The sequence below is a fragment of the Mucilaginibacter sp. BGA-UO-ETr-C110 genome (genome assembly GCF_059567985.1).
Window position 1 is genome coordinate 5202798 of record NZ_JCAQPB010000002.1, and the last position, 25780, is coordinate 5228577.

At 43.1% G+C, this 25780-nt stretch carries 25 protein-coding genes; 6 read left to right on the plus strand and 19 right to left on the minus strand.

The features are described from left to right. Positions 1–409 precede the first annotated feature (409 nt). The 4 genes from polA to AC57BQ_RS22360 all read right to left on the minus strand — a co-directional run bounded on the left by polA (position 410) and on the right by AC57BQ_RS22360 (position 5090). Positions 410–3217, minus strand: a complete 2808-nt coding sequence (gene polA, locus AC57BQ_RS22345; protein ID WP_496408365.1) for a DNA polymerase I — start codon at positions 3215–3217, stop codon at positions 410–412. A gap of 211 nt (positions 3218–3428) precedes the next feature. Further along, positions 3429–3995 carry a DNA-3-methyladenine glycosylase I gene (locus AC57BQ_RS22350; protein WP_496408366.1) on the minus strand — a complete coding sequence of 189 codons (567 nt, stop codon included), beginning with the start codon at positions 3993–3995 and terminating at the stop codon, positions 3429–3431. Next, positions 3988–4617: an ExbD/TolR family protein gene (locus AC57BQ_RS22355; protein ID WP_496408367.1), complete on the minus strand. Its 630-nt coding sequence runs from the start codon at positions 4615–4617 to the stop codon at positions 3988–3990. The genes AC57BQ_RS22350 and AC57BQ_RS22355 overlap by 8 nt, the downstream gene beginning before the upstream one ends. A gap of 128 nt (positions 4618–4745) precedes the next feature. Beyond that, on the minus strand, positions 4746–5090 hold the full coding sequence (locus AC57BQ_RS22360; RefSeq protein WP_496408368.1) for a carboxymuconolactone decarboxylase family protein: 345 nt from the start codon (positions 5088–5090) through the stop codon (positions 4746–4748). Between the two features lie 421 nt (positions 5091–5511). On the opposite strand from AC57BQ_RS22360, the gene AC57BQ_RS22365 reads away from it, so the two are divergent. After that, positions 5512–6777 (plus strand): hypothetical protein, encoded by a 1266-nt coding sequence (locus tag AC57BQ_RS22365; RefSeq protein WP_496408369.1) that lies wholly within the window; start codon positions 5512–5514, stop codon positions 6775–6777. Positions 6778–6874: 97 nt separating this feature from the next. Further along, on the plus strand, positions 6875–7234 hold the full coding sequence (locus AC57BQ_RS22370; protein WP_496408370.1) for a VOC family protein: 360 nt from the start codon (positions 6875–6877) through the stop codon (positions 7232–7234). Here AC57BQ_RS22370 and AC57BQ_RS22375 read toward each other — a convergent pair. From AC57BQ_RS22375 to AC57BQ_RS22440, 14 genes are all read right to left on the minus strand, one after another. Beyond that, positions 7229–7561 (minus strand): MGMT family protein, encoded by a 333-nt coding sequence (locus tag AC57BQ_RS22375; RefSeq protein ID WP_496408371.1) that lies wholly within the window; start codon positions 7559–7561, stop codon positions 7229–7231. The two genes, AC57BQ_RS22370 and AC57BQ_RS22375, sit on opposite strands and share 6 nt — an antisense overlap. A 150-nt stretch (positions 7562–7711) precedes the next feature. Continuing rightward, positions 7712–8461 (minus strand): tRNA (guanosine(46)-N7)-methyltransferase TrmB, encoded by a 750-nt coding sequence (trmB, locus tag AC57BQ_RS22380; RefSeq protein ID WP_496408372.1) that lies wholly within the window; start codon positions 8459–8461, stop codon positions 7712–7714. A 108-nt stretch (positions 8462–8569) separates the two neighbouring features. Further along, complete coding sequence (locus tag AC57BQ_RS22385) at positions 8570–9013, minus strand: hypothetical protein (protein ID WP_496408373.1); 444 nt, start codon at positions 9011–9013, stop codon at positions 8570–8572. A gap of 3 nt (positions 9014–9016) precedes the next feature. Next, positions 9017–9367, minus strand: coding sequence for a phage holin family protein (locus tag AC57BQ_RS22390; RefSeq protein WP_176852150.1), 351 nt, complete (start codon positions 9365–9367; stop codon positions 9017–9019). Between the two features lie 131 nt (positions 9368–9498). After that, positions 9499–9765, minus strand: coding sequence for a YtxH domain-containing protein (locus AC57BQ_RS22395; protein WP_496408374.1), 267 nt, complete (start codon positions 9763–9765; stop codon positions 9499–9501). Between the two features lie 159 nt (positions 9766–9924). Further along, positions 9925–10968: an AI-2E family transporter gene (locus tag AC57BQ_RS22400; RefSeq protein ID WP_496408375.1), complete on the minus strand. Its 1044-nt coding sequence runs from the start codon at positions 10966–10968 to the stop codon at positions 9925–9927. 158 nt (positions 10969–11126) lie between these two features. Beyond that, entirely contained in the window at positions 11127–11330 is a 204-nt protein-coding gene (locus AC57BQ_RS22405) for a hypothetical protein (RefSeq protein WP_496408376.1), read from the minus strand. 2 nt (positions 11331–11332) lie between these two features. After that, entirely contained in the window at positions 11333–12754 is a 1422-nt protein-coding gene (locus tag AC57BQ_RS22410) for a sigma-54-dependent transcriptional regulator (protein WP_496408377.1), read from the minus strand. 170 nt (positions 12755–12924) lie between these two features. Beyond that, complete coding sequence (locus tag AC57BQ_RS22415; RefSeq protein WP_496408378.1) at positions 12925–13527, minus strand: hypothetical protein; 603 nt, start codon at positions 13525–13527, stop codon at positions 12925–12927. A gap of 409 nt (positions 13528–13936) precedes the next feature. Beyond that, positions 13937–14719 (minus strand): enoyl-CoA hydratase/isomerase family protein, encoded by a 783-nt coding sequence (locus AC57BQ_RS22420; protein WP_496408379.1) that lies wholly within the window; start codon positions 14717–14719, stop codon positions 13937–13939. A 13-nt stretch (positions 14720–14732) separates the two neighbouring features. After that, positions 14733–15152 (minus strand): cobalamin B12-binding domain-containing protein, encoded by a 420-nt coding sequence (locus AC57BQ_RS22425; protein WP_496408380.1) that lies wholly within the window; start codon positions 15150–15152, stop codon positions 14733–14735. 482 nt (positions 15153–15634) lie between these two features. Next, a complete protein-coding gene (locus AC57BQ_RS22430) occupies positions 15635–16033 on the minus strand; it encodes a hypothetical protein (protein ID WP_496408381.1) in 399 nt (132 codons plus the stop codon). Between the two features lie 508 nt (positions 16034–16541). Further along, positions 16542–17231: a response regulator transcription factor gene (locus AC57BQ_RS22435; protein ID WP_496408382.1), complete on the minus strand. Its 690-nt coding sequence runs from the start codon at positions 17229–17231 to the stop codon at positions 16542–16544. A 1-nt stretch (position 17232) separates the two neighbouring features. Beyond that, positions 17233–18921, minus strand: a complete 1689-nt coding sequence (locus AC57BQ_RS22440) for a sensor histidine kinase (protein ID WP_496408383.1) — start codon at positions 18919–18921, stop codon at positions 17233–17235. A gap of 408 nt (positions 18922–19329) precedes the next feature. On the opposite strand from AC57BQ_RS22440, the gene pdeM reads away from it, so the two are divergent. Beyond that, positions 19330–19995 (plus strand): ligase-associated DNA damage response endonuclease PdeM, encoded by a 666-nt coding sequence (gene pdeM / locus AC57BQ_RS22445; RefSeq protein WP_496408384.1) that lies wholly within the window; start codon positions 19330–19332, stop codon positions 19993–19995. 235 nt (positions 19996–20230) lie between these two features. Here the strand turns inward: pdeM and AC57BQ_RS22450 are convergent, their stop codons facing one another. Further along, complete coding sequence (locus tag AC57BQ_RS22450; protein ID WP_496408385.1) at positions 20231–21376, minus strand: TlpA family protein disulfide reductase; 1146 nt, start codon at positions 21374–21376, stop codon at positions 20231–20233. 498 nt (positions 21377–21874) lie between these two features. On the opposite strand from AC57BQ_RS22450, the gene AC57BQ_RS22455 reads away from it, so the two are divergent. From AC57BQ_RS22455 to AC57BQ_RS22465, 3 genes are all read left to right on the plus strand, one after another. Continuing rightward, positions 21875–22660, plus strand: a complete 786-nt coding sequence (locus AC57BQ_RS22455) for a succinate dehydrogenase cytochrome b subunit (RefSeq protein ID WP_496408386.1) — start codon at positions 21875–21877, stop codon at positions 22658–22660. 136 nt (positions 22661–22796) lie between these two features. Next, the gene (locus AC57BQ_RS22460) at positions 22797–24731 is read left to right on the plus strand and encodes a fumarate reductase/succinate dehydrogenase flavoprotein subunit (protein ID WP_496408387.1); all 1935 of its coding nucleotides are present in this window, start codon (positions 22797–22799) and stop codon (positions 24729–24731) included. A gap of 134 nt (positions 24732–24865) precedes the next feature. Continuing rightward, entirely contained in the window at positions 24866–25657 is a 792-nt protein-coding gene (locus tag AC57BQ_RS22465) for a succinate dehydrogenase/fumarate reductase iron-sulfur subunit (protein WP_496408388.1), read from the plus strand. Positions 25658–25780: the final 123 nt, after the last annotated feature.

Consider the following 25780-nt stretch of genomic DNA (forward strand, 5'->3'; position numbering starts at 1 on the left):
AAAACTTATTAAGATTTTGCGTCTTACTTTGCGGTATTTGCACCAAAAACGCAGAAAATGGGAAGTGTAGGCTTGGGCCTCCTGATACACTAAGCGGCTTTGCTATTCTAAAAACTCTTATATTTTATCTTATCTGTAAATAAATTGTCGTCAACCCCTGGGATGGTCTGGTCTCTGCGGCCGGAGGCCGGGTAATAATGGTCACTCGGCAGGAGCCGAGCGACTGCGAGAGGCTGTCACCCTGAGCTCCGTCGAAGGGTAGAGCGCAGAGGCCTGCCCACCATGCTTCGACGGAGCTCAGCATGACAGCCTTTTAGAAAGGTCTAACCATGGCCATTCCTTTCCCAAGGGAGGGAATTAAAAATGCAAGGAATCTTAATTCTTGACTCTTATCTCTTGATTCTACCCATTAATGCGCTTCGAGCCAATTCAGTCCCGTACCAATTTCCACCATAATAGGCACCTCTGTTTTGATGGCTGTTTTCATATTGTACATAATGATAGGTTTAATGAGCTCAATTTCGTCATGAGGTACATCAAACACCAACTCATCATGCACCTGCATGGTCATTTTGGCATCCAGCTTTTGGGCTTTCAGTTCGCGATGAATGTTGATCATGGCTATCTTGATCATATCGGCCGCAGAGCCTTGTATGGGAGCGTTAATGGCATTTCGTTCGGCAAAACCACGTACGGTAGCATTGGCCGAATTAATATCGCGCAGATACCTGCGCCTGCCCATCAGTGTGGTTACATAACCGTTTTCGCGGGCAAAGTTCATGGTATCGGTCATGTATTGCTTAATACCCGGGAACTGCGCGAAGTACTGTTCAATGATATCGGCAGCTTCTTTACGCGGGATACCCAGGTTTTGCGATAAGCCAAATGCCGACTGACCGTAGATGATACCGAAGTTTACGGCTTTGGCATTGCGGCGCTGGTCGCTGGTTACTTCATTCAGGGCTATCCCGTATACATTGGCAGCTGTAGCGGTATGGATATCCAGGTTATCAATAAAGGCCTGCATCATGTTAGGGTCTTTACTGATCTCGGCAATAATGCGCAGCTCAATCTGCGAATAATCCGCCGATACGATGCTGTGCCCGCTATCGCGTGGTATAAATGCTTTCCTCACTTCGCGACCACGCTCGGTACGGATGGGGATATTTTGCAAATTGGGGTTCACGCTGCTCAAACGTCCGGTTGCAGCCACCGCCTGGTTATAGGAGGTATGCACACGACCGGTTTTGGGGTTCACCATCGTTGGCAACGCATCCACATAGGTTGATTTGAGTTTTTGCAACTGACGGAAATCCAGGATGTCCCTAACAATATCGCTCTTAGCAGCCAGGGATAATAACACATCCTCGCCGGTTTGGTACTGCCCTGTTTTGGTTTTTTTGGCTTTAGGATCAAGCATCAGTTTTTCAAACAACACCTCGCCCAATTGTTTTGGCGATGCAATGTTGAACCGCACACCAGCTTTTTCATATACTGTTTTTTCAAAACCGGCGATGTCGGTTTCCAGTTGTTTGGAGAATTCGCGCAGGGTATCGTGGTCGATTTTTACACCCTCAAACTCCATATCAGCCAGCACATATATCAGCGGATGTTCAATTTCGTTGATCAGTTTTTCGCTCTCTACCTGTTTTAATTTAGGCTCAAAAATGGCTTTAAGCTGGAGGGTGATGTCGGCATCCTCTGCCGCGTATTCTTTTATTTTTTCGATCTCCACATCGCGCATATTGCCCTGATTTTTCCCTTTGGGACCAATAAGCGTAGTGATAGAAACCGGTTTATAACCCAGGTAATTTTCCGAAAGGATATCCATACCATGACGGGTATCCGGATCGATCACATAGTGGGCCATCATGGTATCAAACAGGCTGCCTTTTACCTGGATGCCATACCATTTCAATACCAGGACATCATATTTAATGTTTTGTCCTATTTTGCTGATCCCCTCATGCTCCAGTACCGGCTTAAATTCGGTCGCGATACTCCGGGCATCATCCTGATTTTCGGGAACGGGTACATACCAGGCCTCGCTAGGCTTTATCGCGAAGGAAAGGCCCACCAATTCACAATTGTTGGCATCGGTGCCGGTAGTTTCGGTATCAAAGCAAATGGTTTGTTGTTTGAGCAATAGGGATATTAGCTCCGCGCGTTTCTCTAATGTATCCGCCAGGTGATACTCATGCGGTACGTTGTCAATGTTTTTGGCAGCGATAGCGGGCGCTTCATAAATATCTTCCACATCAACCGTCATGGTGGTGCGAGCGGTAGCCACAGGTTCGCCAAATAGATCTGTTTGAACTGAAACGGCCTTCATTTCGGTAACGCTGAAATCATCGCCAAAAACACGGCGACCCAAGGTACGGAACTCCAGTTCGGCAAAAAGCGGCTCTAACAGATCTTTGCTTGGCGCGCCCATTTCCAGGCCTTCTTCATCCAGTTCAACAGGCACATTTAGCAATATAGTAGCCAGTTTTTTAGACAGCAAACCCTGCTCCGCGAAATTTTCTACGTTTTCACGCTGTTTGCCTTTTAACTCATGGCTATGAGCAATGATCTCCTCCATCGAGCCGTATTGTTTGATCAAGGCTTTGGCTGTCTTTTCGCCAATACCGGGAATACCGGGGATATTATCAACCGCATCGCCCCATAGGCCTAAAATATCTATAACCTGCTCTACGCGTTCAATTTCCCATTTCTCCAGCACTTCCTTCACACCCAGGATCTCCATTTCGTTACCCATACGGGCCGGTTTGTAGATGCGGATATTTTCGGATACCAGCTGCGCAAAATCCTTATCGGGAGTCATACAATATACCTGGTAACCTTTTTGTTCGGCTTTTTTGGCCAGGGTACCAATGATGTCATCAGCCTCATAACCATCAGAAGTAATCACCGGGATATTGAAACCCAATATCACCTTAATTACATAAGGCAGCGCTTTGGACAGATCCTCGGGCATGGCCTCACGGTGAGCTTTGTAGGCCTCATAATCGGTATGGCGTTCGGTAGGGGCCTCGGTATCAAATACCACGGCCATATGTGTTGGCTTTTCTTTTTTCAAAACATCCAGCAGGGTATTGGTAAAACCCATTACAGCCGATGTGTTCAGGCCGTTTGACGTAAACCGCGGACTTTTACTTAATGCAAAATGCGCCCGGTAAATAAGGGCCATGCCATCCAAAAGAAATAGTTTTTTCATTGGTTATGATTACACTGATATGGTTGTGATTGCACCGATATATGGTGATAGCACTGATTATCAGCAGATATATACTAAAGATTAAATTGATCTGTATCTTTTCAAAAATACAATTTATGTTGATGAATAGAGGCTATCCACCTCCTAAAAATCAATTTCAAATATCATCTTCAAAAATCAGTGAAATCATCAGATAAATCGGTGTAATCCCCTATCTAAAATCGCAGCTGGCCAGGTGATCATTCACCATACCCGTTGCCTGCATGTGCGCGTAGCAAATAGTGGTGCCGAAAAATTTAAACCCCCGTTTTTTCATATCCTTACTGATGGCATCAGATATAGGCGTACTGGCGGGTATATTTCTTTCGGGGTGATTGATCAGGGGCTTACCTTCGGGCATAAAGCTATACAGGTATTTATCAAATGAGCCAAACTCCTCCTGTATCTTGATAAACAAGCGGGCATTATTAATAGCTGCCAGGATTTTTAAGCGGTTGCGGATAATACCGGTATCCTGCATCAGGCGCTCCACATCATCATCGGTAAAGGCAGCTACCTTTTTTACATCAAATCCGGCAAATGCTTTCCGGTACCCTTCCCTGCGGCGCAAAATAGTGATCCAGCTTAATCCGGCCTGTGCCGATTCAAGTATCAAAAATTCAAACAGGGTTTTATCATCATGAACTTCTTTGCCCCATTCTTTATCATGGTATTCCATGTACAGCGGATCGGTACCCGCCCAGAAACAGCGTTTTAAGCCCGTATCGTTCTTATTCATAATCAGTATGTTTAGAAGATGTAACTAGTGTGATTAGGGTAAACTTATTTATTTTTTGACTTTGCAGAATGTCTATAACTCGCTTTATCAATGCATAGCTGGTATTTTTATCAGCTTTAATATTAATTCCCAGGGGCATACCCTGATCTGCGGCATAAGCCTTTCGCGCTGCATATAACCAGTTAAACAATTCGTTGCTCACGGTATCAATGCTTATACCTTTTTGTGCATAGTAATCCTGCGGATTATAATAGGTTTTGATATAATTTTTAAGGTCATGGACAGGGGTGCCAATTACGTCGATTGTTCCAAATGTTGATAGCTCCGCAGATGAAAATGAAATACCATATTTGATACCCATCTGTTTTAACGCTTGCTCACGCAGGCTGCTGTCTGGAAGCTCCAGCATCACCTTGCCTTGTGCTATCAGTATAGTGGCCCCTTCGCTAATAAAACTATCTATTAGATTTGAAGACGTCAATGGCGGATTAATATCAATAGGGCACCGAACTACGGGCCTTCCGCCCATAAAGAACCTTAACATTACTAATATGAGCAGGATATTGACAGTTGGAAGCAAATCAACAGGGACTATTTTTCGGGTTAGTTTAGACTTATACATCGGTTTAGGTTAATTTAGAATATTAAATATACGCGTATCTCATCATTTTATTATTCACATCTAAATCAACCAGTTACCTTACCGGCACAAATTCCTGATAATGCGTTCACCCTCCAACCCGAAACTTGCTACTCTTCATTCAACTCATCCCAATACTCCACCGCTCTGCGGTAATGAGGTATTACGATGGAGCCGCCTACCAGGTTAGCTATCATAAATATCTCGTTCATCTCATCGCTGTTTACCCCGGCTTCATGGCATTTGCCCAGGTGGTATTTGATACAATCGTCGCAGCGTAAAACCATACTGGCTACCAGGCCCAGCATTTCTTTGGTTTTAACATCCAGTGCACCATCGGCATAGCTGGTGGTATCCAGCGCGAAAAAGCGTTTAATATTGGTGTTAGCGGTTTCCATGATCCTGTCGTTCATTTTGGTACGATAGGCGTCAAATTCTTCTACAAGTTTTCCCACGGGTGTTTAATTAGTGAATTACTGATTTATTGAATTAGTGATTTTTAAAAACTTTTTAAAGGTATGATTTTAACATTTTTTGGGCTAAAAAGGGGGCAAAAACGGACAAATAACGACTTAAAATTTATCCAAAACCATCGATTTTAACACTTTTTAACAAATTTTTGGCATGTTCTAAAACATTTAAAAAGCATCAATAAATTAATAATCAATTACATATACACCAAACTACCGATTTTTATTACCTTTTTGCCTTAATTAAACAGCCCTGCTTTCTGTAAAAAGCAGAGCTATTATCTATCCAAATTTACTAATTTAATTAGTATTTTACACCTGTAGATATATTAAATTTTCAGACAAATTTTCGCGTCCAACACTTCTGTTATTTTATTTGATACTTTTGTAGACCTAATTCTTATAAATGAAACAATTATTTTGCCTGCTGCTTTTGTTGTCACAGGCCCCGCTTTTTTTACACGCCCAAAGCAATTACAAACCCGGCTACGTTATTAACAGTAAAAATGACACCCTTAAAGGCTTTGTTGACTACCGCGAGTGGCTCAAAAATCCCCGGGAGATCAATTTTAAACAAACACAGACTGCCTCGCCGCAAAAGTTCTCGGTGGCAAACGCCAACGGCTTCGCGATAACCAATGCCGAATATTACGACAAATTTGTAGTTAACATAAGCACCAGCACAGTTGAACTGGCTAAACTAAGCCACTCGCTGGATACCGCTTACACCACCGATACCGTTTTCTTAAAAAATCTGGTTAATGGTAAAAACGTTTCGCTTTACGTGTGGACCGACGAACTCAAATCCAGCTACTATCTCTTTAACAAGCATACCCATACCATTGAACCCCTGAAGCAATATCAGTATTTTAATGACGAGCGTCAGTCCATTGCCAGTGTTAACAGCTACATCAACCAGCTATTAAGACTGGCCTATCAGTATCAGCAGGGTGATACCAAAATTATGACCAGGATCCAAAAGGCCAATTATTCTGAAAGCGATCTTACGGATGCCGTTATCGCGTTAAACGGGGGTAAGGCTACCCAACAAACTGTCAGCTCCAGTTCTGGTGTTCGTTTTTTTGCAGGGGCAGGCTTACGTTACAGCAAGCTACAATTTAACAGTTCTATAGGGCAGGCAGGTCCATTTAGTAATGGCATACATGACAACGCTATTTCACCTGTTATAACAGCCGGAATGGATCTATTGATCAATAAATACACCGGGAAACTGCTTTTTAGACTGGAAATAACCGGCGCTTTGAACAGCTACCACTTTTCCGAGCCATCGGCCACAGACATTACCACAAATGCGCTCGACGTTAAAATATATCACTTTGCTGCCGTACCGCAGATAATGTATAACTTTTATTCTACCGATAAATTGAAGGCTTTTATTGATGTGGGCGTGGCCATAAATATTTATAAATACAACAATTACAATTATTCAACCACTTATCATTACAGCACCATTACATATGTGTCAACGCAAAACAAATATCCTGATTTTCAGAGTTTTGAATTTGCAGTGCCGGTAAAAGCAGGCGTACAGATCAATAAGCGTATAGAAGTTTACGGAACTTACTGGTTGCCGTCATCAATCACCAAATACATTTATTATTCGGCAGATCAATCTGCATTGCAGGCAGGCGTAAATTATATTTTCCGGTAGCTGATCCATATTTCAGGGCCGTCTTTTTTATCTTTGGATTATCCGGGTAAAGAAGGCGGCTTTTTTATACCTGCGAATTTTTATCAAACATAAGCCCATGATCAACTTTAAACGCGCCGACCATATACACATCTGTGTTCCACCCGAACAGCTGGAAGAAGCAAGGTTGTTTTACACCGATGTTATTGGACTGGAACCAACCGAGCGCCCCGATGTATTTTCATCGACCGGATATTGGTTCAGGATAGCGGATATCGAACTGCATATCGGGGTGGAGGAAAGCCTCCCACACTCCATCAGGCATACGGCCTTTGAGGTTAGCGACGTGCTGGCCGCACGCAAATACCTGGAAAGCCATGGATTAGAAATAATGGAAGAACCCCTGATCCCCGGCCGCGAGCGCTTTGCGTTTATTGACCCGTTCGGTAACCGGATGGAACTGCTGCAGCTATTATAAAGCCAGTTCAATATTCGGATCCCAGAACACGGTTTTAAAATCCTGTACCTGATCGTCCTTTACCTGTACGCCTTCGCTTTCCAGCAATTCAGCCATCAGGTTGCCGCCGAAATGAAATTTAGCGGTAAGTAAACCCTGGCGGTTCACTACCCGGTGGGCTGGCACTTTGGGCACTACCTTACCCGCCGCCTGCATGGCATAACCTACCATACGCGATGAACCTTTGGTACCCAGATAGCTGGCAATAGCGCCATAAGAGGTTACCCTGCCCAACGGGATAAGCCGGGCCACCTGGTATACTTTATCGAAAAAATTGATATCGTCCATTATAAAAAGCTAAAAGTCGAAAGCAAAAGGCTTAATTCAAAACCATGTCATTGCGAGGAGGAACGACGAAGCAATCGCATACTTTACAGAGTAACCTGCATAGTTCGCGATTGCTACGCTCGCAATGACATGTTTTTTCAGAACCTTATTTTACGCAAACGAAAACTTAAGATAGTTAATGTTCTTATTAACTTTTAAATATTTCTTTTCGTAATATGTTTTAATGGAGAGTACCTCATCAGCATAAGGCGAATGATACAAATCTTCGGTCCTGATGTGGAGCTTGAGTTTCAGTTCTTCTATCTTTTCGGCAGTATAAGCGTGCAGGCCATCATTGTCGGTTTTTAAATTCACGCAACCGCCCGGTTTTAATATTTCGATATACTTGTTTAAAAAGCGGGGAGAGGTGAGGCGTTTTTTTTCCCGGCTCAACTGGGGCTGCGGATCGGGGAATGTTATCCAGATCTCGTCGACTTCGCCGGCAGCGAAATAATCGAGCAGGTTTTCTATCTGTATGCGCAAAAAGGCCACATTTGGCACGTTTTCTTCCAGAGCGGTTTTGGCGCCCCGCCAAATGCGGTTGCCTTTATAATCAATACCAATAAAATTTTTATCAGGAAACAGCGTGGCCAGGTTCACGGTGTATTCGCCTTTACCGCAGGCCAGCTCCAACACTACCGGGTTATCGTTCTTAAAAAACCCTTTGCTCCATTCGCCTTTAAAAGGCTTACCGGCATCTAATTGTAATACATTGCTAAAAGTGTCAATTTCAGCAAAGCGTCTTATCTTATCTTTTCCCGCTTTTTTAAATAAAGTGTAAAAATAGCCTTTTCTGCAAAAAGTGAAAATTTGAGTGGTTTTGTTAAATCTGTGGAATAAACGTTTATTGTAGAGACGCATATTTGCGTCTCCCGCCAACCACGGCATCCGGGCAATAAAAAAGACGCAAATATGCGTCTCTACATCAATACTTAAGACTTTCTACTTCAGGCTTAAGACTTAAAAGCATTACATCACCACCGGTGGCGGTACATCGGGCATGCCTCCTTTACGGGGAGTTTCCGGTTTGCTTTTAATAACCGAAAGAACTGCCGATTTTACGGTGTCCCATAAACCATGGATCGAATCGCCGCTGATGTAGTTAGAAGCTTTTTGAGATACCAATCCAACCAATGTTTTAACTAAAAAGTTGGAGCGCTTGAACAACGTTTTATTCAACGTAACCGGCAATACGATCCTGGATAACAAACCAAAAAAGTCCTGGTTAAAAATACCTGGTTGATCATCGCCGGCATTTCTGTTACCTGAGTTCAATAACGACATGACACTGGCAAATATGGCCGAGGGACTACTAAAGCGCTTGGCCAGTTCGGTACCCTGTTGCGCTTCAATAACGCGTATCCTCGCAATCTCTTCCTGCAGATCAGTAATATTTTTTATTGAAACGTCCATACTTTATTTTTTAAACAGTTTTTGTATGAAAAGGTTGATCAGCGGCTTTTCAATACGCTCCTTATTCATTTTTATAACAATGGCTATTATTAAATAAATAAGCGCTACACATCCAAAACCTTCCCAATCTGAATTTAACAAATAGGCCAAATAAAAAGCTAAAGTAAGACTGGCAAACATAAATGCCAGTACCATGCTTATAGCCGTAATGGCATCCGTGATCATACTGGCTAAAATTGAAGTTCCACCTTCAATTGCCTCATATTTCAAAAGCTTGAAACGCGTTTCGGCATATTCCTTCAGCTGGTCAACAATGGGAGGTAGTGGTGGTGGTGTTTCTTTTTTGGCTTCCATAGATGTAGTTTTATAAAAGTATCAAGTTGATATTGGTATCAAGTAGCTAGTATCAAGTATCATGACAGCTGCATTTGCTTTAAGACGCCTGCAAAAATTCTTGATACCTGATACTAGCTACTTGATACTAATTAAGCGTGTTCCAGATCGTCCTGATACTCTTCTTCGGCTCCTCTGATCTTTGATTTTATATTTTCAACCACTTTATCTTTTAAACCTACCAGGTTATCGATCTCAGCTGCTGCGGTTTCTTTTATTGATTCGCCCAGGTTTTTTAATGATTCGGTAAGCTTGTCGCGTGTTTCATTACCTTTATCTGGCGCAAACAAAATTCCCAGGGCTGCTCCTGCTGCCAAGCCTGCAAGCAATGCAACAACTACTTTTGTGTTATCATTCATTGTAATATAATTTTAAGTTGAACATTTGTTGTAATATGATTAAATATCCTGCCAAATATTACAGATCGGTCAATTTTTCTGCAATTTCTGTATAATTTATTTTTTTAACTCCCGATAGTGCTTTGTTCCTCTGTTCACAAAAGTGTTCAATTCAATCTGTCAGTTTTCGGGTGTTGTATGTATCCGTTCCAATCTGTCGGCTGCCATTCTGTTCGTTTCGTATATCTCCAGCAATAATAAAAAATAAGACAATAACACCGGTCCGAAAACCAAACCCAGTATCCCAAAAAGCGGCAACCCTATAAACACCCCTATAACAGATATAATAGGGTGCGTATTGGCTATACGCTTGTTAATGATCATGCGTAAAACATTATCAATATTACCAATAACCAGCAAGCCGTAAATCAGCAGCAAAACCCCTTTTAGCGTATGTCCCTGTGCAAATAATAAAATACTGGCAGGTATGGAAAGCGTTGGCGCGCCTACCACCGGCAAAAAGGATATAAAAGCCCCTATTACGCCCCAAAACACCGCATCGGGAATCCCAAACGCATAAAAGCCTACGGCCAGCAGCGTCCCCTGTATAACAGCTATTATTCCCTGCCCTAAAACGTTAGAATAGGTAGAATCGCGTAGGGCCGATGCAAATTTTAAGGCATGCTGCTCACGAAATGGGGCATATTTTAACAAACCGGTCTCAAATTCACGTATTTGCGTCAGCATAAAATACAACAGAAAGTACAATACCAGCAAAGTGATAATGATATTGGCCGCGCTGCTTAAAATGGACGGGAAAAGCTCGGTACCAAAAGACCCCAGCTTTTGAAGGGTATCTTCGGCAAAGTGGGGTTGGTTCAAATTGGTTGCCGCAAAGGCATCTATTTTAGATGTCCACTGTTCAATAGGTAATGATTTAATGTCGATGCTCGATATTTTACCCACCACCATGATACTTAGCAACAGGAAGGGAATAACGATAACTATAAGGGATGCAAATATGATGAGCAACGCCACCGCCACGCGATTCCATCCTTTGTTTTCGACCAGGTAAAGGTACAGCGACCTGAAAATGGTGAACAATACAATAGCCCCTAATATGGAACTGAATAAACCATGTAGCGCGTACAGCAAAAAACAGCCCAGTATAATGATACTTACCAGGATAATGTTATTGCGTTGCTTATAATTAAAAATTGACATTTAGTATCAAGTAGTTAGTATCAAGTATCAGGACTTTAATTGTACAGTTGCCCAATAAAATTGTTTTGATAATGTTTGACAATTGGAATATCAGGCCTTGAGTGCCAATTTACAAATATCTTGATACTTGATACTAACTACTTGATACTTAAAAAATGTTAATCGGCGTTGTTTAGTAAATTGTTTATCTGGGTGGAGCTTGTTAAGATGGTATCCAGGTAAAATAAACAATCCTCGGAAAGGTCGGGTATTTCATATTTCAACTGCTCCAGTGCCAGGTGGATATTGGAGAGCTGGTTTTTAATATCGTGCTTTAATTTACGCAAGTTGTCGTCAGCACCCCTTGCTTGCTGATCTTCCATTTTTATTTCAGGTTGATGGCCTTCATTTTGTTGTACAACGTTTTACGGTCGATATTTAATATTTCGGCCGCCTTTGTTTTATTAAAATTCACTTCTCTTAAAACTTTAATAATGGTTTCGTATTCGGCTTCGAGGGCCGCGTTTTTCAGGTCATGGCGCGGCTCTTTTACTTCGGGCGCTTCATAAGCCTGGTGGTAAGCCTGCTCAAATGAAGGAGCCTTAAAGTTGGAAATCTCCAGCGGCAATGCTTTCATCGTGATCTCGTTATCTTCGGCCAGCAAAGCTGCCCGCCTGATCACGTTTTTCAGCTCGCGGATATTGCCCGGCCACCGGTAATTCATAAAGCAATCAATCACTTCGGGTGCAAACGTGGTTACATTGCGGCCCAGCTCATTATTGGCTATTTTTAAAAAATGCTCGGCCAATAGCATAATATCGTTGCCCCGCTCGCGCAATGGCGGCATGTAGATGGTAAATTCATTAAAACGGTGGTACAGGTCTTCCCTGAACTTGCCTTTTAATATGCCATCCTGCAGGCTTTCGTTGGTGGCTATAATAATACGCACATCCAGATCGATCTCTTTGGTGCTGCCTATCCTTTTAACCTTGCGTTCCTGAACGGTACGCAGCAGGGCGGCCTGGATCTCATAGGAGAGGTTGCCTACTTCGTCCAAAAACAAAGTACCCCCGTTAGCCATTTCAAAATGCCCTATTTTGGTATACATCGCACCAGTGAACGATCCTTTTTCGTGTCCAAAGAATTCGCTGGCAGCCAGCTCTTTGGTTAATGAACCGCAGTCCATCGCTATAAAAGGCTGATTATGCCGCTGGCTGTTCAAATGTATGCTTTTAGCTACTGACTCTTTGCCCGTACCGCTTTCGCCCAATATAATTACACTGTAATTGGTAGGCGCCACCAGCTCTATCTGGCGTTGCAGTTCTTTGGATGATTTGCTGCTGCCGGCTACAAATTCGCTGGCGAACACCAGCTTTTTATTATCGCGGCTTTTTGATTTTTCGGTAACGATATTATTATCGATCCCTGTATCTTCAACCAGGGCGTAATGCGTTTCAACGGCCTTATTAATCGTATTTAATATTTCGTCGGGATATAAGGGCTTGGTGATATAATCATAAGCGCCCATTTTTATCAGCTCAACCGCCATTTTAATATCCGAGTAGCCCGTAATAATGATAACCCCGGTTTTAGGATATTGGGTTTTTATGTTCCTAAGCATTTCGCGGCCATCGGTATCTTCTAACCTAAAATCGCATAACACCAGGTTAAATTCGTCATTTTTAAGGGCTTCCATGCCGCTTGTACCACTGGAGGCGGTACTCACATCAAAGCCATTACGGGTTAAAAATTTAGATAGCAATAAAGCCACATTAACTTCATCATCAATGATGAGGATTTTCTTCATAAGAGCAATACTGATAACGGTAAATGTACTAAACGCGCTTAAGTTACAAACAATGTTGCTAATTTATAGAGCTTAATTTAAAAACAGGGCTTTAAACACAAAAAAGGCGCAAACAAAAAGGGCAGCCAATTGGCTGCCCTTTTTGTTAATTAGGTATATGTAGGGCCATATTAGAAGCCGTATGCTACACGGATACCTAAAAAGCTTACTTTGCTTGCGTCAACGCCAGTAGTAAATTTTGTAGTTGCTTCATAACGGATACCAGCATCAATAAAGTTACCATTTGCGCTGATAGGGAACTGAACACCTACTTGCGGAGCATAAACAAATGCGGTTGATTTGTTAGCGTCAACATCTTTTTTGTTTAACAAAAATGCTGCACCAGCTTCACCTTGAACATAAAAGTTTGGAATAACAAAGTATTTTAAACCAGCTTTTACAGGGATCAATTGAAAGTTTGTAACATCAAGACCGGCAACACCACCGATATCTTTTTTACCAAATATGTTGTTATAACCTGCATTAACAGTAACAAATAATTGGTTTGAAATAACCGGGATATCCGCTTGTACCGAACCACCTAAATTCCATTTGTAGTTATCTTTAAAGTTACCCAATGGGATACCTGCGTCAACACCAATGCTGTAACGGATGCCGTTGTTGGTGGTGGTTGATGTAGTAGTTGTTGTTGGGGTAGATGTTTGTGCTTTAGCGCCAAATGCAAGTCCTGCAAATGCTAAAACAAGGGCCGAAATTTTAAATGTATTTTTCATAACAATTGTGTGTTTTTGATATATGTTTTTTAAACACAATGCAAAGTAAAGCACAGAATCATATATGATTTTTCATCCAAAAGTCACGAATATTTAATCGATTGATTAACAATGATTTATTTTTTGACCAATTGAGTACATTAGTCAGGGTATTGTAAAAATAGGCTTCTTAACATGGTTAAACAGTAAACTTAATAATTTCTTCATGTTGGAAATGGCTTGTTAAACCATCCGTTTTGACGTGTTTGATGGGATGCCACCCCGTTTAATGATGATGTTTATGACTGTGCTAAATAGTTCATGGCAAATTGTTATTGGCGGCAACAATGGCAGGAACCACCTGAACATTTGAAAAAACAGGAACTTAATCAGTGAGACGCTTGTGATGTGCTCTACAAAAAAGATAAAATCATTCGCCCTTAAACGCTGCCTTGCGTTTTTCTAAAAAGGCGGCGACACCTTCTTTAAAATCTTTGGTGCCAAAGCATTTTCCAAATTGCGCTATCTCTATCCCGTAACCATCCACGCCATCGGTAAATCCTGCGTTTACGGAGTTTATAGCGGCAGCGAGAGCCAGCGGCGCTCTTAGCAATATTTTTTGCAATAGCTCTTCGGCTTTGATCAACAGATCCTCGGGGCAAACCACATGCGTAACCAGGCCATACTGATGGGCCTCCACCGCGGTGATCATATCGGCGGTCAATATCATTTCCAGCGCTTTGCCTTTTCCAATGAGCTGGGCCAGGCGCTGGGTACCGCCGTAGCCGGGTATTAAGCCCAGGGTCACCTCTGGCAGACCCATTTTCGCAGTTTCGGAAGCTATACGGATATGGCAGGCCATAGCCAGCTCCAAACCGCCACCCAATGCAAAACCATTAATGGCCGCTATAACGGGTTTATTGCCATTGGCAATCAGGTTAAACACTTCTATTTGTCCTTTGCGGGCAAGGGCTGTGCCCTCATCAACATTCAGATTGGCAAATTCACTGATATCGGCACCAGCCACAAATGCTTTGGCGCCGGTTCCGGTGATTATAATACCACCAACAGCTGGGTTTTTAAAAGCCGCAGCAAAAGCCACATGCAATTCGGCAAGGGTATCCCGGTTCAGGGCGTTAAGCTTGCTTTCGCGGTTAATGATGATGTATTGTATCCGTTCTTTATTTTCTATCAGCAGATTTTGAAATTCCATAGGGTTGTTTTATTTAAAAATTACGATGCTCATGCACCCAATCCGTAATATAAGCTACAATGTCCTGTGTGCTGGTTCCGGGCGGAAAAAGTTCGCCCACGCCCGATTTTTTCAGCGTCACCATATCTTCATGCGGGATAATGCCGCCGCCGGTAAGCAGCACATCGTCCATCTCTTTTTCCCGGAGCAGTTTAATAATACGCGGAAAAACGGTCATGTGCGCGCCCGATAGTATGGATATGCCAATGGCGTCCACATCTTCCTGCAGGGCGGTATTCACCACCATTTCGGGGGTTTGGCGTAAGCCGGTATAAATTACTTCCATCCCGGCATCGCGCAGGGAGGTGGCAATAATGCGTGCGCCACGGTCGTGCCCGTCAAGACCTACTTTTGCTACTAAAACGCGTATGGGGCGGTTAAAGGTATTACTCATGTAAAACCGTATTGGTTGCCGTAAAAGTAATAAGAAAGCCGGGAATATTTCGGATGTCGGATGTTCGATGTCGGATTTATATTACAGAACCAGGAACCTCATCGCCACCAGGCAAAAAACCGAACTTATAAAATTCAAACTGCCGCCTCTTAACAAAAACTTTTTAAAGCTCTATTTTAACACTTTTCGGCTCGAAATGAGGGCAAAAACCGGTTAAAAACTGTTCAAAACTCCATCAAAACCATCGATTTTAACACTTTTTAACAAATTTTAAACAGGATTTATATGATTTAAAAAGATTTATAGGATTGATTATCAAATAACTACATACCAAACGGTCGATTTTTAAGCCTTTTTATCTCTTTAACCAAACAGCCCTGCTTACAATTTTCAAGTAAGCAGGGCTGTTTGTTGGATGTACTTAAAGATACAAAAAATATCCGGGGATTACAATGGGTTATGCTTAGTCCTCGATAAATAACCTATTGCTTTTTTAACCTATAGGTATAATTATAGCCCGTGCCTTTTTTCACCAGGATCAGGCTATCGCCTTTGGTGGTTGAGGTGTAGGTACCGTTGAGCAACAGGCCCCAGTCAAAATTGGCGGTATGTACCGTACTGTCAGTAAAAGCTATTTGATTGTTGCTGGTCACATAGCTGCCTTTGCTTGTAACTCCAAAAGCGGTATTTAAAGTAGCCTGGTACGTTTTACCTGTAATAACAACTTTGGCAGTTGCGTTAGTTGCACCAACGCTTGTGGATGTAAATGCACCGGTATACGTTCCGTCTAATTTTTGTGGGAGCGGGGTTGCCTCGTTTTTGGAACAGGCAGTAAAACTTAGCGTAGCAGAGAGTAAAATAAAAAAGATAGGGGTTTTCATAATTTGGTTTTTTAATCATTACGGTTGATGGACGATTTGTGTAACAGGTTGATGAAAAATCCTTTTCGGAGAGGCATGTATGGTGCAGACCCGCTCCTGGCCGCGGGAGGGGCTTTACTTCAGCTTGGTGGTCGGTGTTATTACCGTACTCATACTACTGGGCTTACAATAAGCATACATAGACTGCCGTACAGGGGGGCATGTATGGTGCAGACCCGCTCCTGGCCGCGGGAGGGCCAGTCACTTTTCCTTGATGAAAAGTAACCAAAAATCAAGTCATCAGAAATGCTTCTTTGCCGCACAGGGCCTTTGCTCTGCAAATCGGGAAGAACCACGGGCTGCAATTATTTGCCCTACTTCGTTCGCACCAACCTTACGCTTCAGCAAAAACTTGCTATGCCCCTACAGCCGCACAGGCCACCATCGTTCTGCCCGCTTTCGCCCGAAGCTTATCTGCTGACGGAGAAAGGAAATTCATTAAATCATCAATTCAACACCTATAGTTCGATCACCAGACCAATTTGTACCCATGTCCTCTTACGGTAATGATCTGTACATTGGGGTCGGCTTTTAAATGCGTGCGGAGTTTGCTGATAAACACATCCAGGCTCCGGGCATTAAAAAAGCTGTCGTCGCCCCAAATGGTTTCCAGCAATGCTTTTCGTGGTAATATTTGCTGCTGGTTTTTGCACAACAGTTTTAAAATATCACTTTCCCGGCTGGTTAATTGCCATTGGTTGATGCCTTGCTGAACGGTATTTTTTAGCGGGTTAAAAGTAATACTGCCTATCTGGTGACTTTCGCCCGCGGGTTTGCCGGTGCTCAACAAACGGTTATCACTTAGTAAAACCCTGATGCGCACTACCAGTTCCTCTACACTAAAAGGCTTTTTTAAATAGTCGTTAGCGCCCGACTCAAACCCGGCCACCACATCTTTGGGCTGCGACCGGGCCGTTAAAAATATGATCGGTGTTAGTTTGTCGGTTTCACGTACCTGCCTGGCTACTTCAAAGCCATCCATTTTGGGCATCATAATATCCAGCACTAAAATATCGGGCCTGTCTCTTTTATATTTTTGCAGGGCCTGTTCGCCATTGGCGCACAGTATTACTTCAAAGCTATTTTCTTCCAGGCTTTCACGTACAATATGGGCCAGGGCCAGTTCATCTTCGGCCAGCAATAAGCGTATTTTACTCATATTACATCGGTATTGATATCATAAACTGACTACCCGTATTCACTTCGCTTTTTACAGCTACCTGGCCGCCATGCGCTTCTGCAATATACTTCACATAACTTAACCCAAGCCCGGTACCTTTCACATCGTGTACATTCCCGGTAGGTACCCGGTGAAACTTTTCAAAAATACGCCCCAGGTGCGCCGCCGGGATGCCCATACCCTTATCGCTTACGGAAAAAACGATCATATTGCCATCCCGGTATACATCTATCTTGATATCGGCCGGCTCATTGGAATATTTAACCGCATTATCCAAAACATTTAATATGGCGTTACCGAAGTGCAGCTTATCCGCCACAATATAATCAACCCGATCTCTATTATTATAGGTGATGCTCACTGTTTTAGCGGCTTTGGCTTTTTCGGCGGTTATCAGTTCGTTCATCAAGGCATCAACCTGTATTTTCTCTTTCAGCAAGGTTATTTTATCGCGTTCAAAGGCGGCTACATCAAGCACTTTGCCCACCAGCTCGTTTAGTTTGGTCAGTTCATTCCTGGAGGTTTGCAGGTATCGCTGTGTTTTTTCGGGATCATTTAAGGCATTAAATTTTTGCAGCCCCTCAATGGCTACGGTAATAGTAGCGATAGGTGTTTTTAATTCATGCGTCATGTTGTTTATAAAATCATCCTTTAACTCGCCCAGTGCTTTTTGCTGATTGATGGTTCGGACTATATAATAAAAGCAAAATATAGTGAACAACACCAGCAGTGCCGATAATAGCAGGGTGATCATCATCCCTTTGATAACCACATATTGCGGGTTATGGAAAATGGCCTTTGCAAACAAGGTGAATTCCTTTTGTTTTGTGTAGTGGTTTAAAACCAATATAAAGCCATGGTATTGATAAGTATATTCATTGGTTTCGCTATAATGACCATTGGGCTTTTGCGATGGGACAGGTTTACTGGTTAAACTTAAATTAAAGGGCGAATAGATATGCATTTTCTTCAATTCGTCTGTAAAATACCGGCTTAGCTTTAAACTATCTGCCTGTTTATAATTCTCGGGCAATTCGTATATGCCATCTTTTCGCGAGGGGCGCATGATCTCATCAATACCTAAAAATGAAGTAAGCTCCGCCATTAACATGGGATCATAAAAAGACATCTCGGTTATCACCTCAGGAACAGTAGCTTTGTGTTTGATCTTTGCCCTATAATAGTTATACATACCGGCATCGGTTTCAAATGGACTACTGTTTATTGATCCATGAAAGGAGAACCAGATATTAAGTGGAGGGTTTATACTATCCTGTTTGGTTTTAAGAGCCGCTCCCGAGGGTGTATGAGGCCTGATAGCTGTAAGTTTATCAAGCAACTGTTTAGCCATTTTATTGTGCAAAGGGTTTTTAGGATCGAATTTAAGGCCAGGGTTATCTTTACGAATTTGCGGTTCTGTTCTTAAAGTAGTATCGATGGTAATAACACTGCTGGGATCAGAAAGCCTTCTTATTAATACCATGCGGATGGAATCAAAGTAATCTTTTTTACACCGGTCCATAGCATGCTGCATGGCTATGTCTATATTGCTGTCGAAGGTTTTTTTGTTTATTCCGTAAGCATTGATGCTCCAGTAAGTTTGGAAAATAACAATGCCGGTTAACGACAGGGCTATTAAGATTAATACGATTTTAAGTTTCCTTTTCATGATTAATGGATTGATGAAGATAAAAGTAAATACATCAATATCTGCCGGCGCTTTCTGTTAACATTGCTTAACATTAAATAATAAAAATTAAGGTTGGGGGGCAAAAAGAGGTGTCATGCTGAGCTCCGTCGAAGCATGGTGGATGGGCCTCTGCGCTCTACTCTTCGACGGAGCTCAGGGTGACACCCCTTTTTAGGATTAATATATTCCCTCCCCACGGGAGGGGTGCGGTTGGTTGTGGGCAAAAGCAGGGAGGGGTTTATGCGTGATGCAAGTTTACATGGCATAGAAACCCCGTCCTCCCCTTCCCGAGGGAAGGAATCGCGCGAGCCCGGCCTTTGACTTCACACCCCAGGTATTAGTTCTCCTCCAAACATCTCCGGAAATAAATTTTAACTTTGTTCTGTTATGATGATCAGTGTGGCAACTCCATTTACTTTACTCGGGCAAAACCTATTGTTACTTCCACAGAAAGCGATCTATTGGGAACAGCAAAAGGCCCTGATCATTGCTGATGTGCATTTGGGCAAGGTTGGTCATTTCCGCAAAGCAGGCATTGCCATTCCACGGGATATGGAGCAAAGCGACCTGGCTACCTTGTCGGATCTGATCCATGAATACCAGCCTCAAAAACTACTGTTCCTGGGCGACCTTTTTCACAGCGATATGAATAACGACTGGGATTGGTTTATCCTGTGGCGCAGCCAGTTCCCGGGTCTGCAGATCATCCTGGTACGGGGTAACCATGATATTATACCCGATAAACACTACCAGCAATTAGATATCGAACTGCATGATGAGTTGCTGATGCAACCATTTTTAATGCAGCACCATCCATGTGGCGATGAACGGCTACAAAACGCGGAAGGTTATGTTTTTTGCGGGCATATACATCCGGGGGTTAGTTTAAGTGGCCGGGGCCGGCAATCCATCACATTACCTTGCTTTGCTTTTGGCAGCAAACAGGCTGTACTCCCTTCTTTTGGTCAATTCACGGGCAAGGTGGCTATCCGCAATCAAAAAACCGACAGGATCTTCGCCGTTTTGAAAGATAAGGTGTTGGCTATTGATTGAGAAAGAGAATCAAGAAGTAAGAGTCAGGAATCAAGAAAAAACTTAGCTATACTACTTGCGGTCGTTTTGCAAACGAGTGTAAGGGCAAGGCCTGTCACCCTGAGCTCCGTCGAAGGGTTGAGCGCAGAGGCCTGCCCACCATGCTTCGACGGAGCTCAGCATGACAGCCTTTTTTAAACATCCAGCGCATGGTCGGTATTATCACCGCTCCTCAGGATAAAAGATAAAGTGATGATCAACGCGTTTTACTTAAATATTGCTTAACTGTTGCGTATATGCCGCCTATGGGCACATCCCGCTCAATCATGTGCCAGTTTCCATCAACCAGGTCATAATGCGGTATTTTGGTTACGCTCCAGTTGAGTGTATTGGGCGAGTCGTCACCTTTCAGATCGGAAACCTGTGTCCAGGTGATACCATCTTCTTTAACGGCGCTACTCCACCAATCGGCTTTAGTATCCATAGATACGCTGATCACTTCAAAGTTCTTATTGCCGAATTCCTGCAGCATCGATTTCAATTCTACATGGTTTCTGCGGCTCATATCATTGGTAGCCCGCCAAAAATCAATTAAATAGATGGTCTTATGCATCGCTAAGGGATCAAAAGGTTTCCCATCCAATAATTTACCATTAATAACCGGGGCTTTGGCGCCCGGGATAAGTTTAACAAGCCTGCCCAGTTTTTCGCCTACCTCTTTACCTTCATCACTGCTCTTTACCGTAGCGCTCAGTTTTTGGTAGATACTATTAAACACAACCGGATCACTTTCATAATCGAGCTGAAGCATGATGTGCGCGCCGATGATGTTTTGAGGGTATTTGGTAACAAACTCATTCAGGATCTTTGACGCGATGGCGCGTTTTTTACCTTCAACCACCGATGCGCTGTTGAGCAAAGCCGTAAACTCATCTTTAGGTAACAGAGAAGATGCCTTATCATTTATACGGGCGTTGATCTGGCTCTCCAGGTGGTTCAGGTCGCCATTATATTTATTGGCGATGCTATAATAGGCCGAAAGCTCCTGCTGTATGGGCGATGATGAAGTTATTTCGGGATAATCATTTGGTTTAGCCACATCGGCTTTAATAGTATACTTGCCATCCTGCAGGTAAATCTCAAATACACCGTCTGAGGATTTTTTGCTGGTAGAATCGTTGGTGAGTTTCATGCTGTAATAGCCCGGCACTTCCAATACTTTGGCGGGCACCTTAAACTTGCCCTCCTTAATATTATCGCCATAAATAGCATGCCCTGTATGATCGTTAATTACAAACACGCCATTTTTATCGCCGGTAACGGTTCCTTCAAATTCCACATGTTCAAAATGGTTACAACCGGCAAAGCAAAGGGCCAGTAAAACAACAGCTATAGTTTTCATTAGGATAATTTGTTTTTTATGGTAATGAAGCTATCATGAGCGGTTGACGATTTTTAGCTCATGATGGTTCATTGATAATAATTATGTTCCTAATATAGGATATACGAAAAAGAATCAAGAGGTTAGAGTCAAGAATCAAGAAAAAACTTTCGTACTTACTTCCGCGCGTCATTGCGAGGTACGAAGACAACCGACCAGAGGGAGCTCATTAATACCAATAAGCAAACACAACATTAATAATCCCCGATTAGCAGAGTCGCTCTGTATAGCATAGAGATTGCTTCGTACCTCGCAACGACGCGTTTTTTAGATTTTTCCTCATCCCGGTGCAGCTTATCTTACCTCTTGATTCTTAATTCTTAACCCTTCCTCCCTGTGTAATTTGAATGTAATTTCTTAGATTGATTCTAAATAGACTTTTCACCTCCAATAAGCCGAAAGCATTTCTATCTTTTGGCATATAATAAATACTTTTGCCTAAAATAAATCTAATTCATAATGAGCGAATTTAAACAAACCTTTAACTCATCGCTGGGAAAAAAGCTGATCATGGCTTTAACAGGCTTGTTTTTGTGTACTTTTATTATAGTGCACGTTGGGGGCAACCTGTTGCTGTTTAGCGGCGATAATGGTTTTGGTTTTAATGTGTATGCCAATTTCCTGACACATTTTCCACCGATCGAAGTTGTTGCATGGCTCTTGTACGCGTCGATAGCGGTGCATGCCATATACGCACTTATCTTAACGATAAAAAATCGTAAGGCACGTCCGGTTGGTTACGCGGTAGCGGCAAAATCAGACGCCAGCTGGTCATCAAAAAACATGGGCTTATTGGGCTCTATCCTGTTTTTGTTCATCGTTATCCACATGGGCGATTTCTGGTTCAAGTACAAATACACCAACGAGGTTGCCTTTAAAGAGTACCGTACCGATCTGGCTACTGGTCAAACAATCGAATCAGCCTATACCCCTGTATCTGCCGATTTCAGCCACTCCGTTTCTGTTGAAAACAATGTAGAGATAGTAAGGGTAAAAGACCTGCACGCACGAGTGGCGCATAGCTTTAGCAACATCTGGTATGTACTTCTTTATGTAATAGCGATGGGTGCTTTAGCATTCCACCTGCTGCATGGTTTCCAGAGCGCGTTCCGTACGCTGGGCTGGGTACACCGTAAATACACACCTATAGTATATGCTATTGGCACCTGGTTCTTTGCGGTTATTATTCCGTTCTTGTTTGCCTTGATGCCGATAATTTATTATGCACATAGTTTAGGGAAATAGAGTCAGGAAGCAAGATTCAGGAACCAAGAAAAAATTTATAAGTAAAGAGTATTAAAAACAGACAAGGGATTAGGGGCCATTTTCAAGTTATCTTGATTCTTGACTCTTGATTCCTGGTTCTAAAACAAAAATAAACATGAGTTTAGATGCTAAAATTCCTCAAGGCCCATTAGCCGAAAAATGGAGCAAGCATAAATTTAACCTGAAGCTGGTTAACCCTGCCAACAAGCGTAAATACGATATTATTATTGTAGGTACCGGTTTAGCGGGCGCATCGGCCGCGGCTTCACTGGCCGAGCTGGGTTATAACGTAAAATCTTTTTGCTTTCAGGATAGTCCACGCCGCGCACACTCTATTGCTGCGCAGGGTGGTATCAACGCGGCAAAAAACTATCAGAACGATGGCGACAGTGTTTACCGTTTATTCTATGATACCATTAAAGGTGGCGATTACCGTGCCCGCGAAGGAAACGTTTACCGCCTGGCCGAGGTATCTGTAAATATTATCGATCAGTGTGTGGCACAGGGTGTTCCTTTTGCCCGCGAATACGGCGGCTTGCTGGATAACCGTTCATTCGGTGGTTCGCAGGTATCACGTACGTTTTATGCCCGCGGTCAAACAGGACAACAATTGCTATTAGGCGCGTACTCGGCATTAAACCGCCAGATACATGCCGGCAAAGTAAAAATGTATACCCGTACCGAAATGCTGGATGTGGTTGTGGTTGATGATCATGCCAAAGGTATTGTTACCCGTAATATGCTTACCGGCGAAATTGAAACACATGCTGGTCACGCGGTACTATTATGTACTGGTGGTTACAGCAACGTGTTCTACCTGTCGACCAATGCTATCGGCTCAAATGTAACAGCTGCCTGGAGGGCCCACAAACGCGGCGCTTTCTTTGGTAACCCATGCTATACCCAAATTCACCCAACCTGTATCCCGGTAACCGGTGATCATCAGTCGAAATTAACGCTTATGTCTGAATCGCTGCGTAACGACGGGCGTGTTTGGGCGCCAAAAACTGTTGAGCTTGCCGAGCAATTGCGCAAAGGCACCTTGAAAGCCGATCAGATCAAAGAAGACGACCGTGATTATTTCCTGGAACGTAAATATCCTGCCTTCGGTAACCTGGTTCCGCGCGACGTGGCTTCACGTAACGCCAAGGAAATGGTTGAAGATGGTCGTGGTGTTGGCGGTTCTGGTTTTGCCGTATTCCTTGATTTTGCCGATGCCATTAAGCGCCTTGGTGAAGAAACTGTTAAAGCCAAGTATGGTAACTTGTTTGATATGTATATACAGATCACCGACGAAAACCCATACAAACAGCCGATGCGTATTTACCCTGCGGTACACTATACCATGGGCGGCCTTTGGGTTGATTATAACCTGATGACCACCATACCGGGTTTATATGCCCTGGGCGAGTGTAACTTCAGCGACCACGGCGCTAACCGCCTGGGTGCTTCTGCATTGATGCAGGGTTTATCTGACGGTTATTTTGTGATCCCTTATACCCTTGGCGATTACCTGGCTAACATCGGCCCTAAAAAGGTTGATACCAGTCACCCTGCTTTTGAGCAAACCAAAAAGGAAGTTGTTGAATACGTTAATAAGCTATTGGCCTTAAAAGGCACCAAAACGGTTAACGAATACCACCGCGATCTTGGCCACATCATGTGGGAATATTGCGGAATGGCACGTACCGAAGAAGGTTTGAAAAAAGCCAAAGGCTTGATCCAGGCCCTGAAAGCTGATTTCTGGAAAAACGCCATTGTAACCGGTGAGAACGAGGAAGTAAATGCTTCTTTAGAGCGCGCCGGTCGTATTGCCGACTTTATTGAACTGGGCGAATTGATGGTTGATGACGCTTTAATGCGTGAGGAATCATGCGGTGGCCACTTCAGGGTAGAGTCGCAAACACCAGATGGTGAAGCTAAACGTGATGATGAAAACTTTGCATTTGTTGCTGCCTGGGAGTTTAAAGGTGAAAACCAACCAGAAGTACTAAACAAAGAGCCACTGGTGTTTGAATCAGTGCATTTATCACAAAGAAATTACGCTTAAGAGGTATCAAGTAGCTAGTATCAAGTATCAAGACAGCTGCATCTGTTAAGATACTTGCCAAAAAGTCTTGATACTTGATACTAACTACTTGATACTATAATATACTAGCTACTTGATACTAAATCTCAAAAAAGATGAGTAACGGAAATATGAACCTGACGCTTAAAGTATGGCGTCAAAAAAATGCGCAAGCCGCGGGCAAATTCGTAACCTATAAGGCCGAAAACATTTCGCCTGATATGTCATTCCTGGAAATGCTTGACGTGGTGAACGAAAGTTTGACCCATAAAGGCGATGAGCCTATTAACTTTGATCATGATTGCCGCGAAGGTATTTGCGGTATGTGCTCTCTATATATCAACGGCCACCCACATGGCCCTAAAAGAGGCATTACAACCTGCCAGCTGCACATGCGTACCTTTCATGATGGTGAAACCATCACGATCGAACCATGGCGCGCTTCGGCATTCCCGATTGTAAAAGATCTGGCTGTTGACCGCTCGGCGTTTGACCGTATCCAACAAGCTGGTGGTTATGTATCGGTAAACACCGGTGGCGTACCTGATGGTAATGCTATACCTATCCCAAAAGTTATTGCCGACGAGGCTTTCAACTCGGCTACCTGTATTGGTTGCGGTGCCTGTGTTGCTGCCTGTAAAAATGCTTCAGCTATGCTTTTTGTATCGGCTAAGGTTACACAGCTAGGCTTGTTGCCGCAAGGTCAGCCAGAGCGTTACCGCCGCGCACAATCTATGGTAGCGCAGATGGATGAAGAAGGTTTTGGTAACTGTACCAATACCGGTGCCTGCGAAGCGGAATGCCCTAAAGAAATTAAGCTAACCAATATCGCACGGATGAACAGTGATTTTTTAAGCGCTAAACTGTTCCGCCAGGAAGAAATTCACGAAGAACAGCATGGTGGGTAATCCGCGATAGCGAACAATATGTAAAAAGGCTTTGGAGATTTTCCAAAGCCTTTTTTGTAGAAGAACAGGTCATCCTGAACTTGTTTCAGGATCCCACAGGACAATTCCACCTTTATGGCTTAC

Coding starts and splice junctions, on each gene's coding strand:
- polA (WP_496408365.1), bottom strand. CDS start 3,217: ATGAAAAAACTATTTCTTTTGGATGGCATGGCCCTTATTTACCGGGCG.
- AC57BQ_RS22350 (WP_496408366.1), bottom strand. CDS start 3,995: ATGAATAAGAACGATACGGGCTTAAAACGCTGTTTCTGGGCGGGTACC.
- AC57BQ_RS22355 (WP_496408367.1), bottom strand. CDS start 4,617: ATGTATAAGTCTAAACTAACCCGAAAAATAGTCCCTGTTGATTTGCTT.
- AC57BQ_RS22365 (WP_496408369.1), top strand. CDS start 5,512: ATGAAACAATTATTTTGCCTGCTGCTTTTGTTGTCACAGGCCCCGCTT.
- AC57BQ_RS22370 (WP_496408370.1), top strand. CDS start 6,875: ATGATCAACTTTAAACGCGCCGACCATATACACATCTGTGTTCCACCC.
- AC57BQ_RS22375 (WP_496408371.1), bottom strand. CDS start 7,561: ATGGACGATATCAATTTTTTCGATAAAGTATACCAGGTGGCCCGGCTT.
- trmB (WP_496408372.1), bottom strand. CDS start 8,461: ATGCGTCTCTACAATAAACGTTTATTCCACAGATTTAACAAAACCACT.
- AC57BQ_RS22385 (WP_496408373.1), bottom strand. CDS start 9,013: ATGGACGTTTCAATAAAAAATATTACTGATCTGCAGGAAGAGATTGCG.
- AC57BQ_RS22390 (WP_176852150.1), bottom strand. CDS start 9,367: ATGGAAGCCAAAAAAGAAACACCACCACCACTACCTCCCATTGTTGAC.
- AC57BQ_RS22395 (WP_496408374.1), bottom strand. CDS start 9,765: ATGAATGATAACACAAAAGTAGTTGTTGCATTGCTTGCAGGCTTGGCA.
- AC57BQ_RS22400 (WP_496408375.1), bottom strand. CDS start 10,968: ATGTCAATTTTTAATTATAAGCAACGCAATAACATTATCCTGGTAAGT.
- AC57BQ_RS22405 (WP_496408376.1), bottom strand. CDS start 11,330: ATGGAAGATCAGCAAGCAAGGGGTGCTGACGACAACTTGCGTAAATTA.
- AC57BQ_RS22410 (WP_496408377.1), bottom strand. CDS start 12,754: ATGAAGAAAATCCTCATCATTGATGATGAAGTTAATGTGGCTTTATTG.
- AC57BQ_RS22415 (WP_496408378.1), bottom strand. CDS start 13,527: ATGAAAAATACATTTAAAATTTCGGCCCTTGTTTTAGCATTTGCAGGA.
- AC57BQ_RS22420 (WP_496408379.1), bottom strand. CDS start 14,719: ATGGAATTTCAAAATCTGCTGATAGAAAATAAAGAACGGATACAATAC.
- AC57BQ_RS22425 (WP_496408380.1), bottom strand. CDS start 15,152: ATGAGTAATACCTTTAACCGCCCCATACGCGTTTTAGTAGCAAAAGTA.
- AC57BQ_RS22430 (WP_496408381.1), bottom strand. CDS start 16,033: ATGAAAACCCCTATCTTTTTTATTTTACTCTCTGCTACGCTAAGTTTT.
- AC57BQ_RS22435 (WP_496408382.1), bottom strand. CDS start 17,231: ATGAGTAAAATACGCTTATTGCTGGCCGAAGATGAACTGGCCCTGGCC.
- AC57BQ_RS22440 (WP_496408383.1), bottom strand. CDS start 18,921: ATGAAAAGGAAACTTAAAATCGTATTAATCTTAATAGCCCTGTCGTTA.
- pdeM (WP_496408384.1), top strand. CDS start 19,330: ATGATGATCAGTGTGGCAACTCCATTTACTTTACTCGGGCAAAACCTA.
- AC57BQ_RS22450 (WP_496408385.1), bottom strand. CDS start 21,376: ATGAAAACTATAGCTGTTGTTTTACTGGCCCTTTGCTTTGCCGGTTGT.
- AC57BQ_RS22455 (WP_496408386.1), top strand. CDS start 21,875: ATGAGCGAATTTAAACAAACCTTTAACTCATCGCTGGGAAAAAAGCTG.
- AC57BQ_RS22460 (WP_496408387.1), top strand. CDS start 22,797: ATGAGTTTAGATGCTAAAATTCCTCAAGGCCCATTAGCCGAAAAATGG.
- AC57BQ_RS22465 (WP_496408388.1), top strand. CDS start 24,866: ATGAGTAACGGAAATATGAACCTGACGCTTAAAGTATGGCGTCAAAAA.